Source organism: Flavobacterium sp. FG139 (genome assembly GCF_057809695.1).
In genome coordinates this window covers 180,527-200,090 of record NZ_JBMDKL010000006.1, presented here as the reverse complement: position 1 = coordinate 200,090, position 19,564 = coordinate 180,527, and the positions used below count along the sequence as shown (strand labels likewise).

Below are 19,564 nucleotides of genomic sequence, written 5' to 3'. Positions count from 1 at the left end.
AAAAATCAATCCATTTTAAGAACCCCCTTGTTTTATAGGGTCTGCGTGGATTGATTGTGGATTGACAAGGATTGATTTAGGATTGAAAACTATCAATCCAAATAGTATAAAAATCAATCCATTTTAAGAACCCCCTTGTTTTATAGGGTCTGCGTGGATTGATAATCGATTGATTTAGGAATGAAAACTATCAATCCAATAGTATAAAAAATCAATCCATTTTAAGAAATCCCTTGTTTTACAGGGTTTGTATGGATTGATAATAGATTGATTTAGGATTGACAAGGATTGACAAGGATTGACAAAAGGATTGATAAAAGGATTGAAAACTATCAATCTTTTATCAATTATCAAATAGTAAATTCTCTACAAGAAAAATCATTGCAATGGTATTGCAATACAATTATAATTAAGAATTAAATAAAATTTTAAAATTTATGTGTCAAAAGCCTAGTAAAATCAACCCTTGCAATTCTATTGCAATACCATTGCAATGAAATTGAGTAACAATTGCAATTGTATTGCAATGCTTTTTTTGACAAAAAATAATTAATTAAACATAACCCAAATAGAATAAAATTCTAACTATAAATATCAATAGCGATGCAAATAAACAACCTAAAAGATATTGACTTCAAAATTGAAAATACTTTTAAAACCAATAAAGAAATTGCGGTTTGTCAGTTGGAGCAAATACTATCTAAAATGCCTACAGAAATCAAAGATTTAATAAACCAAGCTTTTGAACTAAAAAGAATACCTAAAGAGTATTCATTTAGTTCGATACTATTTGCTTTTAGTAATGCTTGTGGTTTGGCATTTTCGATTAAAACAATGGGATATATCAACTATTCTAATTTGTATTTCGCCATTATTGGAAGTCGTGGAGATAGCAAATCTCCTGCAATGGAATTAGCAACACTACCCTTAGTTAAGTATGACAATCAAAAATATAAAGAGTTCAAAAAAGATAATTTAGAATTAGACGAGCTGGAAAAAACAGATAGAAAACAATTATTTATTCAAGATGCTACCATTGAATCCGCTATTTATACCCACTATAAAAACAACTATTCTATTGGAATTTTTATTGATGAACTTTATTTCTTAATTGAGAAAATGGCAAATAAAAAAAGTACAGAGGGTACAGCTTGGCGAACATTCCTTTTACAGGGAAATACCAATAAATACATCGATATTTCACGTAAAACAACAGAAAGTTTTAGAATCGAAAAATCATATCCAACCTTGCTGGGTTCTATTCAACATCAATTTGTACCTAAATTGTTTGGTGATGGAAATATAGAAAGTGGATTTATTGATAGAATATTATTCACTAATAAGCTAACGGTAAACAATCAATTATCAATTAATGATATTTCAAATGATGTTTTTCAAAACTATTCCAATTCACTAATCAATCTATTAAACTATAGAACCGAAATTGAGAATACTTTTGAAATGGACGATTTAAGAATAGAGATTGAAACTCTGGCACACAAACGTCTTTTTGATTATTCCCAAGATTTAATTAATCTCCAAAATACAACCAATGATTTAAGCAAGGAGTATATTTCAAAGATGCTTATAAACATTCATAAAATAGCCCTTTTAACACATCTAATTTTAAATTCAAAAAGACAAAGTTTTCAGAGTAAAATCAGTATTGAAACTATTGAAATTGCAATTAACATATTAGAGTTTTATTTTACAAATTTCAAAATTGTTTTAGAAGAAAACATAAATCAGAAAGAAAGGACAACAAACATTGATGACATTATAAAAATGGCTATTAAAAATAATGCGACTCAAAAAGATGTTGTAGCCATTACGGGATTGAATAAATCAACAATATCAAGAAAATGGAAAAATTAATTTGTGCAACCTGCAACTTGCAACCAAGAAAAAAAAGCTTCGCAGATACAATAAAATCAATGCTTAACAAAGATTTTAACAAAAAAAATGAGTTGCACAGGGTTTTAAAAACAGCTTAACTGCTAAAAAATAATTTTGTTCTTATAAAAAACCAAAAAGCCACAAAAAGCATAAAAAATAAGATGTTGTGCAACTCGTTTTTTTGAGTAAAAACCCCCGAAGACATAGTAAAATTAATGCCTTGCAAGGTTTTTTACAAAAGTTGCAAGTTGCAGGTTGCAAAAAAAAATTAAAAAATGTTACAAAAAAAAGAAATTCAGCTTGTTTTTGACATCAAACGAAATTATAAATTAATTACGCCTTGTTGTAACAAAAAAAATACAGATGGTAAATTTGTAAACTATAAAAATCTAAATGATGTTTATGGTTATTGTCATTCTTGTGGCAAAACAACACTACCCCCAACGATATACATTGATGAGCATTCAAATGAGTTTATTTGGAACGATACAAAGAATATATTTGAATCGGTTTATTTGATGCCCAAAAAAGAAAGTCAAAACGAGTTACAAACGATTTCTTTAAATCAATCCATTACTCAAAAGTTCATTGACGAATCAATTATTTGGGATTACTATAAAATCGTTCCCGAAAACAATCTTTTGCAATATTTACGAAAGACATACGGCGACCAAAAAACAGAGGATGCAAAGCAAACCTATGCTTTAGGAACAAGCCGAGATAATGGAGTATTGTTTTGGAGTATCAACTCTAATTTAAAAGTTCAAAAAGTAAAAATTGCTTATTATGATCCAAATGGTAAAAGAACCAATAAATTTAAAGTTCCCTACAAAAATGAACAGGGTTATTTTAATTGTTTATTTGGTGAACATTTGGTTTATGATGGTATTAAGTCAAAAAAAATAATCGTACTAACAGAAAGTGAAAAAACAGCCATTGTAGGCTATATTTTATTTCCTCATTATGTCTGGGTAGCTTATGGCGGTATTAATGGTTTGACAAATGATAAATTAAAACCTTTAATTGGACACAACGTGCTTATAATTCCTGATATGAGCCAAAATGCCGTAAACATAATTTTAAACAAAATACCACTTTTAATTTCTCTTGGAATTAATGCCAAACTATGGGACATGACAAACGGAAAAACAGACGAGCAATTAAAAAATGAAAATAGCTACAACAATGATTTAGAAGATGTTTTTAGAAAAATGTTACAGTAATGTAAAATGCACAAGTTTAAACTGTCTATGTAAAAACTTTATGAAACTTATATTTGTTAAACAAGAATTAGTATCTTTACATTTTAAAATACTATTTTCTGCAATACATATTAGACATATACGTCAGGCTTATAATAGCAGTTTTTGGATTTATAGCTCCTGCTGTAACTCTCTTAATGCCTATTTTAAGTGGTAAAATATCTGAATTTAGAAGAAGAATTGAAGAGGAACAAGAAGTTGTTAAAAATATTAGTAATGGATTAATTTCCGAGTATACGAGTTCTTTAAATTCCGTGCAAGATTCTGTTTTACAAAAACAATTAAATGATACAGTCAATAAGCACGTAGCTACTTTAACCAAACCCTTTAGTGTTAATTTGAAAAAGCTACAAAAAAATGCAAGGCACTTAAATTTAAAATGGCAGATAAAACATATATTTGGCTCTTTAATCTTGTCATTAATACTAATCATGCAGGCGCACACTACAGTTACTAACTTTAACTATAAAGATGCAATTAGAGATAACTGGTTTTACACTTCTATTGGTGCATTAGTTTTTAGTGGCTCATTTTTTGCTTACGCATTATATAGAATTTGGACATTAATTTGTATTGTAGTAAATCATAATTCTGACAAGGCAGATACAGAAAACAATAGTACAAATGAAAGTAAAATAATAGGTTCAGATAAATAAAAGAATAATAAAATGAACTCTTGGAAAGTAACAGAAATATTAAGCGGTAATAAAATAAAAGTTCAGCCTAATTGGAAGTGGGAAGATCAATCAGGACATACTGTTATTATAATTGGTTATGCCGTTTCTTTGTCAGGACTTCCAGAAGAAGTTGCTGAAACTTTGGCTAAAAATAGATTATCATCTACAATTAAAGATAAAGAAGTTGTTTTAAAAAATCCCACAAAAATAGAAGAGGGTGTTTTACATTGTGAAGTATATCTTAATGATGTTAATATCTCTAAATATTTTGTGGATTTTAATAAAGTTTAAACAAACTTGAGTAAATAAAACTATAAGTTTATGAACAAAAACATCCTCTTCATATTTGAAATTTTACTCTAAGATTTTAAGTAATTTTTTCGTGTGAATAGTTTTAGTTTCCCTTTTTCTAATGAAAACTAATTTTTATAAAGTTTAAAAACAAAGTTTTTTAGTAAGAAAGTCTTTATACAAAATCAACTTTTTAATATGCAAATAAACAATATTAGTCATTGCCCCTATTATTATAAATACTAAATTTTCATTTAATTATGAAAATACAAGTCGTTTCCAGTTGAAATTATTTTTGATGTCATCAAAATTACGTTCCATAGTACCACATTGATTGTAGAAATGTATTGCTTTTACTTTAGACATATGTTAATGCTGAATAATAATAAGTAATCTCTTCGCTACTTGTTTTACGTTTAACGAATCTTGTTTGTCTGTTTCAATAATTACGTTATTATAATAATGAGTATCTATTACTACTACTGTAACCACACAAAATACAACTAGTAATTAAAATGGAGGTTCTGAATTAAAAAGAAATTTTAAAATCTCAAAGTTAAACAACAGAACAAAAAAAGCTATTACTAAAGTTATAATTTGTGAATTAAAACCACCAGCACAAACAAAAGAATAAACCTTATTCTATATTTTTTATAAAGAAGAAAATCTAAGCTAATTTAAAAGCTAATAGTTAGTGATTATAGTATAGTAAGGCAACAAGAGGAAATACAAGGTTATGCCTGACGTATTGAAAAACGCAAATTAGGATTCCATTGTTTTAGAAAAACTAAAAAAGCAAAATATTGGAGCAATTAAAAATAGTGCTGATTCCGTAACCACTTTAAAAAATCAAACCTAATTAAATAATTAAAAAACAGGTCAATGTATATAGCTTTGTAAATAAATATTTGTTAATTTCGTAAGTCTAATCAAATAATAATTTTATTATGGCATCATTTACAACAAGAGTTGAATTATTAAATAATCCAACCGCCGATGAGTATGAAACACTTCACGAAGAAATGGGTAAAAGAAATTTTACACGTACAATAACCTCTGATGATGGAATTGAATATCATTTGCCACCAGCAGAATATAATCGTATAGGCACTTATACACGTGCACAAACTTTAGAAGCCGCGAAATCTGCAGCAACAGCAACAGGTAAAACATGCAGAGTGGTTGTTACCGAATCTGCTGGAAGAACCTGGCACAATCTGCAAAAAGTATAAAAATAAACACTTCGTAATTGAGGGGTTTATTTTTACATCGGAATATAATTTATGTTTTCTTACGTTTACATCATAAATTTTGAACTGCGGATTTCACATGTAATTATTTATATTTTTTTTAAAGATTATTAGGTTGAAAATTATCTCAAAAATCCGTGTAAATACGGATTGTTTTGTTTTATATAAAACAATATGTTTGAAGTTTTTATTTTAACATTATTTACACTTAAAGTGAAAAATTAGTATAAGTTCAATCTTTAGGTTTGTAGCAAAATAAAAAAATACATAGTGATTTTTTTTGACATAAGCATTAGGGTTTTTCCTAGAATTCATTAGGAGTTTTCCTAGTGAAAATATTTTTTTTCTCAAACACAAACGGATATATTTGAGAAAAATAAAAAACACGTAAAACTACGTGTATGGGTAAAAAACGATTGTGTTAGATTTGAAAAATAATTAAAAATGTACACTTTTTGCTTACCTGTTTATTTTTTATTTCTCATAAATTTGAAATTAATAGATTACAAGTTAAATATTATAGCATTTAGTTACAAAAAATAATACAAAACCAAACAACCAAAAAAATGAAAAAAATCCCTATTCTTTTATTGCTTTTTAATTGTTGTCAAATCATGTTCAGTCAAAATCCAGTGAATATTTCAGGATGTTCAGTATGGTTTAAAGACAATAAAAATAAAATTAGGTCTCAAGATTTAGAGAAGCACGAAGATTCTAACGTTTTAAATTTTAATGAACGAAGATTGATTTCTGATAAAGAGCGAATCATAATTGATAGAAATAAATTAAAATCAAACTTTACAATGTTTTTAGTTTATAAATCTAATGAGCAAAAAGAGAAGGAACTTCTTAGATATTCAGTCGGGAATGAGCAAATACAAATAACTAATCAAAAAACAAAAAACTCTTCTGGAATTGAATATTCAAAATATAAATCTGAGCAAGGTGTTTTGTTGGAGTATAGTGCTAATTTAAATGCAATTAAAAATTCCAATGTTTGTATTTTGAGTTTTGTTGATACTCAAAATGAGATTCAAAACGAAAAAGAAAAAACGGATATTCTTGAATTCATATATTATCCTAGAATTTTAAATGCTAGTGAGAGGCTAAAAATTGAAAGTTATCTTTCTATTAAATATGGAATCTCATTAGTTGGGGAGAAAAATTATTTAAGTTCTAGTAATATAAAAATATGGAACAAAGATGATAACAAGGGATTTAATCATTCGGTAACAGGAATAGCTAGAGATGATAAATCAGAATTGTTTCAAAAGCAATCAAGTAATTCAATAAAGGATGGTTTGTTTATAGGTTTTGGGAAATACGACTCTATTAACAAATACAGTAAAAAAGATTTTGAAAATAATACATATCTAGTTTGGGGAGACAATGGTAAAAGTAATAGTTTGACCATAGATGAAAGCAAAGATGAATCTTTTAATAAAATGGACAGGGTATGGAAAATTCAGAAAACCCCACTAAAAAACAAGAAAAAATTATCTTCTTTTTTACTTATCGATAAAAAAGATTTTTTTCAAAATAAAATAAAAAGTGAACTTTCCAATATTGATAAAAAAACGTTATGGTTATTGGTCAATTCAAATTCGTCTGAATCTTTTAATTATAATGATGCAATATATTATCCAGCTAAAATACTGCCAAATGATAAGCTCCTTTTTGAAAATGTTGTTTGGGATAAAGATTTTAACGGTTCAGATACCTTTACTTTTGTTGAAGCACCTAGTTTATTTATGACTCAAGAGCTCATAGCTAAAGACTGTGCTCAATCTGAATCGGCTAAAATTAAGATAAAAGTTATCGGAGGACAAAGTCCTTTTGTATTGAAAGTAGCGCATGGCACAGAAGTCAATAGTTATAAAGAAAACACTAGAGATTTTAAAATTGAAACTTTAGAATCGGACAATTATAACTTAACACTTACTGATAATAATAACCAAGTTTGTAATCAAAATATTAAAATAGAATCTGTTGATGGTTTAGATGTTAATTTAGCCTCAAACTGGTATTTAAATGACCAATCAGAAGTTGAGATAATTGCAACTACAAGTCAGTCAGATATTAAAAAGCTCAATTTTACTTGGCTTAAAGAAGATAAAGTTATATCTACAGATAGAATACTCAAAGTATATGAGCAAGGGATTTATTCTCTTAATGTAAAGAATGATAAAGGATGCGATAAAATATTACCATTTAGCGTTAGTAAGCAACAATCCAATAATTCAGAAGTAAGACTTTATCCAAATCCTGTTAAGAGTGGAGAACCATTCACTATAAATTTTGATTTAAAAGTACCAACAGATGTTCAAATAAAGATTTTTAATATTAATGGAGCATTGTTAAAATCTCAAAACATTAGTAAAATCTCAAATGATAGTTACACTGATACACTTCAGACTAGTGGTAGCTATTTAATTGTTATAACTACTGACCTTTTATCAACTACCTATAAATTAATTGTTAACTAACCATGGAAAAAAGTAATCAAACCTCGACAAACAAAAACTTAGGTATGAGTAAAAAAACAATAAAGGCAATGCATTATTTGATGCTTCTTATTATGTTACACATTACCTTTATTGTCCCTGCTCAAGAAGTAGCAATAGTATATAAAGAGACTTTTAATAGATTAAAACTTCACAATGGTTTATATCTAGTTTTTCCAAAATCTGAAAAAAATGGAGCTGATTTTTATAATAATTCTGTAAATAGAAAAAATTCTTTTGTAAAAACTCTCTATAAAAAAGACAATAATTCAGATACACTTAATAATAGTAATGAAGTAACAACTATCAATGCTGATTTAAAAGAAGGATTAATTGGTATTTCCAAATCCATTCCGATGGATAACCCAATGGATAATCTTTTCAAGTTCAACATCAATGAGCCACTTACAAGTGAGGACAAGGTAGTACTGAAATACGATTTATTTGGGGTTGAAGACCAAAATTCAGTTGCAAGAAGTATTAATGATAGATTTTCTATTGGGGGACATATTATAAATACTAATAATCAATGGAGTTCTCAAGAGGAGGAATTAAATCCTGATTGGCTAAATATAGGAGAAAACAAGATTTTATTTACTACCGAAAAAGGAGCTGATTATCAATATAAGATAAAAAATGTCCATTTTGAAGTTATCAAAAATGGGAATAAAAATACAATTCCACTACTTGTTGTTCAAAACACTGATATTAAATTTTCAAAAGACAATAAAATTTATGTTAAAGGTTTTATTAGAAACTTACAAGATGAAAATATCACTATTGATGTTGAAGGAACTGTTTTAAAACAACAATCTTTCGAGTTTGAGGGTTTTGTTGATTTAAATGCAGACATTCTAAAAAAAGGCTTTGTCGTTGTTAGGGCTTATGGTTCTAATGGAGTATTGAGCCAACAAATCGTATCTTTATCAGATAAATTACAACAAGCACAAGGAATTTATACTGTTCAAACAAAAAAAACATCTAAAAAAGTTTTTGTAAAGGCTTTTGAAAAATCTTCTATTGCTATAGAAGGAGCATCAATTGAAATAGCTGATAGTGCACTTGTACAAACAAAACAAATATCGATTTCTGAGTTGCGAAATGTAGATTTTGCACCTTTAGGAACAGATATAACTAATGTAACTAAGTCTGAACTTGCATACAGATTTCTACCTGATGGAACTGTGTTTGCTAAGCCAGTTCCCATAACATTAACTTATGACCCAAAGTTATTGCCATTTGGATATACTGCAAAAGATATTAAAACCTTTTTCTTTGACACTAAAACTAAAACATGGCAAACTATACCTGTACTAAGCGTTGATGAAAAAAACAATACCATTACAGCTCTAACAACTCATTTTACCGATTATGTTAATGGAATAATTAAAGCTCCTGAAAGCCCTGAGACTAATGCATACACACCAACTTCTTTAAGCGGTATAAAAATTGCAAACCCAGGAGAGAAAATAAATCTTATTCAGCCTCCCACAGCTAATCAGCAAGGGGATGCTAATTTATCCTATCCTATTGAAATACCATCAGGAAGAAATGGTATGCAACCAAGTTTGGCTGTTAGTTATAGTAGTTCCAATAGTAATGGATGGATGGGACTTGGTTGGAATCTATCAACACCATCTATTGAATTAGATACTCGTTGGGGTTCGCCTACTTTTGATTCAGCCACTGAAACAGAAATATATTCTTTATCAGGAGAACAATTATTACTTAAAAGTGGAACTAATTTTTATTTACCCAATAAAGGTAATCCAATAGGACGAGTTTCCAATGCAATGTTCTATGAGAGAGTAGAAGGTGGATTTAATAAGATTCAAAGAATGGGTAGTTCCCCATCAAATTACTATTGGTTAGTAACCGATAAATCAGGAACAGTATATACTTATGGAACATCAGATGCAATGCTTACCAATAATACAGGAAATATTGCAAGATGGATGCTTAAAAAAGTTCAAGACACAGATGGTAATTATTTGGAATATTTTTATACTACAAAATCTTTTACAGACCCAGTAGTCTCATCAGGAAAGCAAATTTATCTTCAACGAATAGAATATACTAAACACGCTTCCCTTGCTGCGCCTTATTCTATTGTTTTTAACACAACTACAGCAGTTCCCGCAAATAGTGGTTCTTTTACAAGAGCAGATAAAAGTATTAATGCTCGTCTTGGGTTTAAAGAAATAACTGATGATGTTCTTCAGAGTATTGAGGTTAAATATGGTGCGAATCTAGTTAGAAAATATCAATTTATATATAAGCAAGGGGTTTTCAAAAAAACACTTTTAGATAAGATTCAACAGTATGATGGAGCGGGACAGTTGTTTAATGAACACTCTTTAGAATATTATGATGATACTAATAATGGTCAAAATATTTTTGGTAATGAAGTTAGTTTAAGCGGTCTTTCAAATGATGGTGGCGATTTACAATCTTTAGTGTCAACAACATTAGGAGCAAGCCACACTTCAAGTAACTCTGCTGATTTGGGAGCTACTGTTGGATTTGTTAATAGTTTATTGTTTTTCGAAACCTTAATCCCAATTTCTCAATCTGGTACTGGAGGGGTTACAGGTGGTATTTCAAGTTCAAACACTTCGGGAAAAATTACTTTCCTTGATGTTGATGGGGATGGACTGCCTGACAAACTATTTAATTCAGGATCATTAGGTTATAGGAAAAATTTAGGAAACAATACTTTCTCTTCTGCAATTTCTATTCCTTCAATGAATGAATTCACTCGCTCAGATTCTTTTTCAAAATCTCTTGGAGTAAGAGGTAATTTTACCTCCGGAGTATTCGCAGGAACTGAACGAGTATGGACTAACTCGTATACTAATTCTTATTTAGAAGACGTAAATGGTGATGGTTTAGTTGATGTAGTTAAAGATAGAAAAGTATTTTTCAATTCTTTAAATTCTTCTGCTATTCCAACATTTACGACTTTAAGTAGTAATACACCAAATATTATTTATCAGGGTTTAACATCACCTCCTGTAGCCAATACTTTACCAACTCCAATACTCAATAATCCTATTTTTGATGTAGTAAAAGTTTGGCGAGCTCCATATACAGGGACTATTTCAATTACTGGAACAGTTACTTTATCTACAACTCCAATTGCTCCATCTGACGGTGTTTATTTTTCAATTGAAACAGGTAATTATTTTAATGAATTTCCATTACCTGACCAAACTTCAACTGTAAGCACAAGTCCGATTAACATACTCTCGGGATATCCTGTTGTTTTAAATACTTCAACTCCTTCAACTACCATCAATTCAACGCTATCAGTTACAAAGGGGCAAAGAATCTATTTTAGAGCTAATACTATTTCTAATGATAAAGATGATTTGATTAATTTTAATACTAATCAAATAGCAATAAACTATACAACACCTATTAGTACAGTTTCTACAATGCCTAATTCAAATCAATTAGATGCCGAACAGCTATCATATATAAATAATAATGCTTCAAATGGTTTTGTAGTTTCTGCTGAACAAAAAGTAAATCTTCCAAAAAATGGAAACTATTTAGTTTCCTATCCCGCATTTACTATTTCAAATCCTACAGCTACTGGGGTTATGATTCCTGAGTTATCTGATGAAGTACAACTTTCTATAGAGAAACACACTAGAACAATTGTTACAAATCCTTCTGATAACTCTGTAGTTAGTGATTTTGATGTTCCAACACTTTTAAATTCAGTTCGAATAAAAGTTAATACCTCTCTTAATTCAATTCCTGCTTTTTCAATACCTGGTAGTGGCGATATTATATCTTCAATTGATACGGACAATTCAGACAATTCAACAACACAAGTATATTATTTATTTAAAATTGATGCTAAATCAAATGTTGATTGGAAAAAATTAAATGATCTTTGGAAGCCAAAAATTGTAATGCCTTTACCTGATAATGCAGTTCCAGGGTCAACTACAACTGATGTTTATCCTATTCCAAACTTAAGTATTTATAATGAAAAAGTTAGCACTACAGATTCATCTGTAGTCACTCCTTCAATTATTGATAAATATGCGAATTATATAATTCCTCCTTCGATGAATACGGGTACAAGTACGACACGAAAAACGTATCAAATGCAACCTGTTTTTCCAACTGTATCAGGAGTGAATAAATTTAATTCCTGTTCCACATGTTCTTCAAATTCGCAAATACGAAAACTTTATTTAAGTGTTAAAGGAACTAACAAAAATTTATTGTTTCACAATACAAGTGCAACTAATACAACCATGCCAACAGCTGCAAATCAGCTTATAAATCTTGCTAAATATGAAATAAGTATTGATTATAATGGTAATATTATTTCTACTAACACAGGAAGTACAGATAGTGGAATTAAGAGATTTAATACTACAACAGGATTATATGATATCAATATTACAGGAACAACTAGTAGTAGTGTTCCACAAAGCACTTTAATTAATGTAATTTTTGATGCAATTGATAATGGAACTACTACTCCTACTTTAATTAGTAATAATAGAGTTTATTTTGAATACTTTACAGATGATATTGACCTAGCAAACTCTTTAGCAAATGTGACTTTTGGCTCTGCAAGAATTCAAATTGCTTCACCAACTAGTTGGACGTATGCAAACAATAATGCGACTACAGCTATTTATCCAAATATCTTTTACAAAAAAGGGAATAATGATTTTGGTTCAAATTATAGAAATTGGGGGCAATTTGCTTATAAAACTGAAAAAACAGGAACAACCACTATAGCTATAAGAGAGTCTGAATTAATTCCAAATGCGCCTCTTACTTCTGCTCAGCAGACAGCAGCTCAAAATGCAATATCTGCCTGCGGTTCTGCTAGTCCTGCTCTGTCAGATTCTGATTATCAAACTTGTGTGGAAGAAGCGTTATATCCTACAGCAAGTAATCCACTTAGAAGAATATTTCGTTTGATTCCCGAGGCTTCATACACAGGAAGTACTTATTACAAAAGATGGAAAGGTTCGCAAACAAATATGTTTGTAGCAGAAAAAGAAATGAGTCCTAAAAATAAATACGATGATTCAGTCCCTACTCCTAATTTTGCTATTCCTTCTATAACTTCTTCATCCGAAGCATTTGGTATAGTCAAAGAAACTAAAAGCACTTCTAATTCCGTTACTGTTGGTGCTGGCATTGGTGCTTTTACAAATTTTGGAGATAATAGGGTGCTTAATGACCATAGAGATATTAATGGAGATAATTATCCTGATTTTATAGATGAAGGTTCTTTTCAATTAACAAATAAACTTGGAAATTTATATCCTACAATAACTTCACAAGGTTACAGACAAGATTCCAATGGTATTGGTTGGGGAACAACAGTAGCTGGAAGTATTCCAAGATTTAATTATGTACCAAAAGGGAGTAATGGTACAACTACCAATCAAGCTTCAAATACAGGTTCTGGAAAAGATATTGGATTTAATGGTTCACAAACTTTTTCGTCTGATGAATCTAAAAATATACTTTTAGATGTTAACGGAGATGGACTCATTGATAGAGTTGATGTTAATGGCGTGAATCTTAATATTGGAGGTACTTCATCCTTATTTGAAGCAACCACTAATTGGAATTATGGTGCTGTTCAGAAAGGTAATACAGCATCTGTAGCTACAGGAGCTGGAGTAAGTTTGTTTAGTGGTAGTGTTACTTTTGGACTTGGTATAGGCACATCGACATCACCTAATCCAACAAACAACAATTCTGAAACATTTCAGGATATTAATGGTGATGGACTTGTTGATAAAATTGAAGGCTCAACAGTTCGTTATAATTTAGGGACAACTTTTGACAACACCTCTACAACAATAAGTAATTTTGACAAACCTTATCAAAGTATTTCTGCAAATGCTAGTGTTAATGCAGGTTTTACAGCATGTTTTTACTTTCCAATTCCAGTAATAATTTCAGTTCTACCTCCAATTATTTTAATTACTGGTCCAAAATATTGTGCCTGTGGAAATGGAAGTTTGGGTTATGGCATTAATAGCGAAACTTTACAAATGGTTGATGTTAATGGAGATGGATATATAGATATTGCTAGTTCATCAAGTGAAAATGAACTAAAAGTACGCTATTCAACTATTGGTAGAACTAATATGCTTAAAACAGTAAATAGACCTCTTGGAGCTACTATTACAATGGATTATGCCGTGAATAACCCTATTGATGGCTCTAAAATAGGAAATACCTACAAGATGCCTTACTCTAAATGGGCAATGACCAGTGTAATTGTGAATGATGGTCATTCAGGAGATGGACAAGATAACTTGGTAACAAAGTATGAATATTCAGAAGGTGTTCAAGATAGAAGAGAAAGAACTTTCTTAGGATTTGGAGTTGTTAAAACTCACAATATGGATGTTTCTAATAATGTATACAGAACTGCAGTATCTGAGTATGCGACAGCTAATATTCCTACATCAGATTTATATGTAGGTTGTTTGGATAATAGAATTAGACAATACTTTTATAAAAAAGGGATTGTTACTAAAACATATTCATTAGATGGATTAGGTCGTAAACATAGTGAAGTAAATTACACCTATAAATATTATAATCCAGGGATTCCTTTACCTAATAGTACCGTGGCAGATTACAATATAAATGCCACAACTGCAATACCAGCTCCAACTTCAACATTAAATGCATCTAGCTTTAGTGATAATTCTAGAGTGCTTCCATTACTTGTGGGAACAAACTCTAAAGTTTGGGAGTTTGATAGCGAAACAGCAACTGCTTCCTCTCACATGAAACAACAGTTTAACAGTATTGATATTTATGATAAATATGGAAATGTAAAACAGTTTCAAGATAAAGGAGCTAGTTTAACAGATGCATCAGATGATATAAAAGTGAATATGCAATACTTTTACAATTCTAATAACGTTGTGGATACTCCTATGGAGCACCGTGTAACTAATCAGGGTGTTGTTTTTAGACTTAGTAGAAATTTTATTGACAATATTGGTAGAGTTATTCAAATAAGAAAATATTTGACCACCTCTTTGACCACTAATTATGCTTTATATGATATAGTATATGATGCTTATGGAAATATTGTTAAAGTATCTCACCCAAAAGGAGCTTTATCTGACCCTAATGTTACAAGGATGCGATACACCTATACTTATGAGCCAACAACTCAATCGTATGTTACAAACGTAGTTGATGCTTATGGATATACCAGTTCATCAACTTACGACTTAGCTCTAGGGGTACCAACACAAACTACAGATTCAAATAATAATGTAATTGAATATCGATATGACTCTTTTGGAAGACCAACAACTATTAGAGGTCCTTATCAGTCTACATGGACTATCAGAAATGATTATTATCCTGATTTAGCTATACCTGTAGCGACTACAGCTCATATTGATGATGTTGGTGAGATTTATACCAGTACTTTCATTGATGGTCTAGAAAGAGTTATTCAAACAAAAAAAGAGTTGCAAAATTGCAGTTGTGATTTTGGAACTACAAATGCATACCGTTTATCTGTTTCGGGCAAGGTATATTATGATGAATTTGGACGAGTAATTAAAAGTTATCTTAATAATGAAGAACAAAATTGCGATGGAGGATTTGAAGAAGCTCTTCATAATTTTAGCACATTTACAGATGACCCAAATCAACTTACTAGTACTGACTACGATTATCTAGACAGACCTTTAGTTACGACAGTTTATGGTCTATCAGCAGGTGATGCAACTACTCAAATGAGTTATACCTTTGGACAAGACCGTGTTGGGGCAACTCAATTTATGAAACAAATTACACTTCCAAACGGAAATATCTCACAGAGTTTTACCGATTCTAAAGGAAGAGTAACATCTTCAAATCAAATAGGGAATGGAGATACGTATTGGACAAGTTTTGAATACAATAAAATTGATGAGCTATTAAATGTTAAAGATGCTAATCAAGCAGTTACCTACTATACTTATGATAATTTCGGTAGAAAACTCTCAGTAAATCATCCTGATGCAGGAATGGCTACTTATAAATACGATTTAGCATCTAGGTTAAAAGAGTCTACAAATGCAAATCTATTAGCATTGGGTCAAAAAGTAATTTATAAATATGATATTAATCATCTAATAAGTATTATTTATCCATCACATTCGGTTAACTATAAATATGGAACTCCTGGTGCTCCTGATAATGGTGCTGGTAGAGTAATTTATCAATCTGATTTAACAGGTGAACAATTCTTTAAATATGGAAAGTTAGGTGAAGTAACAGAAAATCGCCGAATAGTAGTAGATCCTCTCGGTGCATCTAGAACATTTATAACTCAATTTACATTTGATACTTGGGGAAGAATAAAAACTTTAATATATCCTGATGGAGAAGCTGTAAAACACACCTACGACAATGGTGGATTAATAACTCATATTGAAAATGGTAATGGTCAGGTTTATTTAAATAAAATCTGTTATGATATGTTTGAGCAAAGAGCTACTGTTATTTATGGTAACGGCACAGTTACAAACTATTCATATGAGCCTCAGCAGTTATTACAAGAAATGACAGTTGAATCTTCTGCGGGTAGTTTGTTTATGGATAACAGATACCGTTATGACCTTAATACCAATGTAATCAGAATTGATAATTCAGCCTCAGGTGCTGCTTTATATCATCTAGGAGGAACTGAGTCTAAAAGATTCGATTATGACGATTTTAATCGTTTAAGTCATTCTGAGGGTACTTGGAATGGAGAATTAGAAGACCATAAATATACTTTGGACATGGAATATAATTCACTTCATAATATTTTATCCAAAGTACAATCGCATCAAACAGCCCCAGTTGGTTCAGGAAATTTTACAGATACTGCCAATAGCCTAAATAACTATTACAGCTATACAGGTGGAAATCATCCGCATGCTCCTTCAACAATTGATGTTTTTGACCCAGTTACAGGAGTACAATCAGAGCAGATGAACAATACTTATGATTCGAATGGGAATCTTAAGCAAATTTCTCATGATGATTTAAACACAGGTCTCTCTACTACGAGGGATATGTATTGGGATGAACAGAATCGCTTACAAGCAATTGTTGAAAATGGTGTCGCCTATCATTATGTATATGATGCATCAGGAGAACGTATATTAAAAAGTTCAGGAAGTAGCGCAAATCTAGTAGTAAATGGAGACCAAGTAACAGCTCTTAATTCGCCAGGTGATTATACAATGTACCCAAGTGGATATATAGTTGTTGGGACTCATGATTTTACTAAACATTATTACACTGGTTCTCAACGCATAGCCTCCAGAATTGGAGATTTATCTACCGTGAATGATTTTCAGAGTTTTGCATCTAATCAAACAGGTGCAGGTAGTGAAGCATTGAAAGAGAAAGCAGAACTAGATGCAAAAAAGCAAATATTGCAAAAACAACTTTCAGAGATATATGCAAAAGCCAAATTAGGTAAACCAAACTTTGATGTGATTGCAGCTGCGGCACTTGACCCTGCTGAGCAAGCTTGCGAGGCACAATACAATGCTATGATACTTTATTGGATGGCTCAATTACAAATCAACCCTCAAAATAGTACTGACATTAGAAAATGTATAGAACAAATTACAGCTACATACAATAACACAAATAGTTTTTGTCAAACTATTGCTATTATAAAAGAAAGAGGAACTTGTTATGTAGAAACAAATCCTAAAATTTTACCTATATGGTGGTATCATCCTGATCATTTAGGAAGTAGCTCTTATCTTACAGATTTCTTGGGTTCGCCAAGTCATTATTATAATTATTTGCCATTTGGTGAAGAAATGGTATCACAAAACATCTCTGCTTACAATAATATTTATAAATTTACAGGAAAAGAATTAGATATTGATACAGGATTATATTATTACGGAGCAAGATATTATGATCCTAAATATAGTTTTTGGATGAGTGTTGATGGTGAATTTGAAAATCATCTCAACGAAAGCCCTTATATTTATTGTGCAAATGATCCTGTAAATTTGGTCGATCCTGATGGTAACGATTATATTTTAGCTGTTTTAAAAAGAAATCCTAAAACTCATAAAATAACGAGTTTGCAAGTAAGAGCAACAGTTTATATTACTGGTGCTGGTGCTAGTAAAGCTAGAGCAACTCAGTTAAATAAAGAAGCAAAAAGCACCTTTAAAAGTCAAAAAGTTGGAGATGCTACTGTGTCATATGGAATTAATTATGTTTACACCAAAAATGCTCCTAAAAAACTTAAAGCAGGTGAAAATGTTTTAGAGTTTAATAATAAAGTAGGCGAAAATGAACAAGATAGGTCACATGTTACAGGTAGGTCAAGAACTGTTGATGGAACTTATCAACAGTTTACTGGTAATAGAGGTGAAATTTATAAAGGAGATGATAATAACGCAGTTAGGCACGAAACAGGTCATTTAATAGGTTTTGCTGATAGATATGACGAAATAGATAATTTTGGCATGACATATTTTGGTAAAACTAAAACCATTATACATCCTGGATTTGAAAATGATTTAATGGGAAATAGCTCAAAACAAAGCATAGATTCTTTATATTCAAGTCAATTTTTAGATAAAGCTAGTATATTTGGAAATGCTGATATAGTTAATTGTTATTTACAAATAGGTAGAAAAAAAGGAGGAGCATTAATAACACCACACGAACCAAATGGAATTCATCAAACACCATCAAATGCAGTTAAAAGGTAATTTATTATTATTATTATTATTGTTTATATCTTGTGGTAAATCAAGTCATGAGATAAAAGATAATTCCTATAAAGGATATGGTTTTTTTTATAGTTATTTAATTAAACAAGATGGACGTAGAGAATTAATATTTATTCCCGTTGATAATTCTGAGGATGAGTTAAAACATTTTAATTCAAAATTAAACACAGGTAGAGGAATAAGTTTTAGTTCATACGGTGGAGAGAAATTTATTAAAGAGGTTTATAATAATGCTACGTTGATATCCCTAAAAAACAAAAAAGATAGTCCCTATGAATTGCAAAACATATTGTTTACACCTGTATATATCGAATTTGATGAAGCTACAAATTCTAAAGATAAAAAATATTCTAAAAGAGGATATACTGATGTTTTAGGCTTAAGTAATAATCTGTCACATTCAATACTTTATGACCCTACTGAAAAAGATATCTTAGACATTATAGAAATTAAAAAACTAGAAATTATTCCTATTTCTGAAAAAATAGACAAATAGTTAATAACATTTTTAATAAAGTGTAAAATCTCCTTTTAATAATTTTTTTTTATTAAAAGGAGATTTGCTTATATAATAATTTATTTATTCAAATCTAAAATGTAGATGTAAAAAAATCAAACACAAAATTTGAATTAAATTCATTTTATTAACTAAATTTTGGATTTAGTAGAATGGAATTTAAACTTTCATGACTTTAAAACAAAAATGAAATAAAAATCATTGTTTTTATTATTTAGTTGACTAAATGTTGACTAAAAAAAATATTATCCCAATAAAATAAGGCATTATATTGTTCCAATCAGGGCTAATTAGCTTTTGTCTTTTGCAAAATCAGTTTTTCAAAACACTTGAATTATTAAAATCTATTAAATCCGTTTAATCTGTGGCAAAAAATCTTAATTTAGCCACACAAA

Annotated in this window: 8 protein-coding genes; all 8 read left to right on the top strand. The window is 30.0% G+C overall.

What is annotated here, in order from left to right; all coding sequences use genetic code 11:
- Positions 1–603 precede the first annotated feature (603 nt).
- Positions 604–1,875, top strand: coding sequence for a DUF3987 domain-containing protein (locus tag ACODSI_RS07200; RefSeq protein ID WP_488916157.1), 1,272 nt, complete (start codon positions 604–606; stop codon positions 1,873–1,875).
- A 296-nt stretch (positions 1,876–2,171) separates the two neighbouring features.
- Positions 2,172–3,119, top strand: a complete 948-nt coding sequence (locus tag ACODSI_RS07195; RefSeq protein ID WP_488916156.1) for a DUF6371 domain-containing protein — start codon at positions 2,172–2,174, stop codon at positions 3,117–3,119.
- Between the two features lie 176 nt (positions 3,120–3,295).
- Positions 3,296–3,814: a hypothetical protein gene (locus ACODSI_RS07190; protein ID WP_488916155.1), complete on the top strand. Its 519-nt coding sequence runs from the start codon at positions 3,296–3,298 to the stop codon at positions 3,812–3,814.
- Between the two features lie 12 nt (positions 3,815–3,826).
- Positions 3,827–4,126: a hypothetical protein gene (locus tag ACODSI_RS07185; RefSeq protein WP_488916154.1), complete on the top strand. Its 300-nt coding sequence runs from the start codon at positions 3,827–3,829 to the stop codon at positions 4,124–4,126.
- Positions 4,127–5,073: 947 nt separating this feature from the next.
- Entirely contained in the window at positions 5,074–5,358 is a 285-nt protein-coding gene (locus ACODSI_RS07180; RefSeq protein ID WP_488916153.1) for a hypothetical protein, read from the top strand.
- A 584-nt stretch (positions 5,359–5,942) separates the two neighbouring features.
- Positions 5,943–7,862 (top strand): DUF8202 domain-containing protein, encoded by a 1,920-nt coding sequence (locus ACODSI_RS07175; RefSeq protein ID WP_488916152.1) that lies wholly within the window; start codon positions 5,943–5,945, stop codon positions 7,860–7,862.
- A 2-nt stretch (positions 7,863–7,864) separates the two neighbouring features.
- Positions 7,865–18,631, top strand: coding sequence for a SpvB/TcaC N-terminal domain-containing protein (locus ACODSI_RS07170; RefSeq protein WP_488916151.1), 10,767 nt, complete (start codon positions 7,865–7,867; stop codon positions 18,629–18,631).
- Positions 18,591–19,148 (top strand): hypothetical protein, encoded by a 558-nt coding sequence (locus ACODSI_RS07165; protein WP_488916150.1) that lies wholly within the window; start codon positions 18,591–18,593, stop codon positions 19,146–19,148. The genes ACODSI_RS07170 and ACODSI_RS07165 overlap by 41 nt, the downstream gene beginning before the upstream one ends.
- Positions 19,149–19,564: the final 416 nt, after the last annotated feature.

Excerpts from the sequence above, each read along its gene's own strand:
- ACODSI_RS07200 (WP_488916157.1), top strand. The coding sequence starts at position 604 with ATGCAAATAAACAACCTAAAAGATATTGACTTCAAAATTGAAAATACT.
- ACODSI_RS07195 (WP_488916156.1), top strand. The coding sequence starts at position 2,172 with ATGTTACAAAAAAAAGAAATTCAGCTTGTTTTTGACATCAAACGAAAT.
- ACODSI_RS07190 (WP_488916155.1), top strand. The coding sequence starts at position 3,296 with ATGCCTATTTTAAGTGGTAAAATATCTGAATTTAGAAGAAGAATTGAA.
- ACODSI_RS07185 (WP_488916154.1), top strand. The coding sequence starts at position 3,827 with ATGAACTCTTGGAAAGTAACAGAAATATTAAGCGGTAATAAAATAAAA.
- ACODSI_RS07180 (WP_488916153.1), top strand. The coding sequence starts at position 5,074 with ATGGCATCATTTACAACAAGAGTTGAATTATTAAATAATCCAACCGCC.
- ACODSI_RS07175 (WP_488916152.1), top strand. The coding sequence starts at position 5,943 with ATGAAAAAAATCCCTATTCTTTTATTGCTTTTTAATTGTTGTCAAATC.
- ACODSI_RS07170 (WP_488916151.1), top strand. The coding sequence starts at position 7,865 with ATGGAAAAAAGTAATCAAACCTCGACAAACAAAAACTTAGGTATGAGT.
- ACODSI_RS07165 (WP_488916150.1), top strand. The coding sequence starts at position 18,591 with ATGGAATTCATCAAACACCATCAAATGCAGTTAAAAGGTAATTTATTA.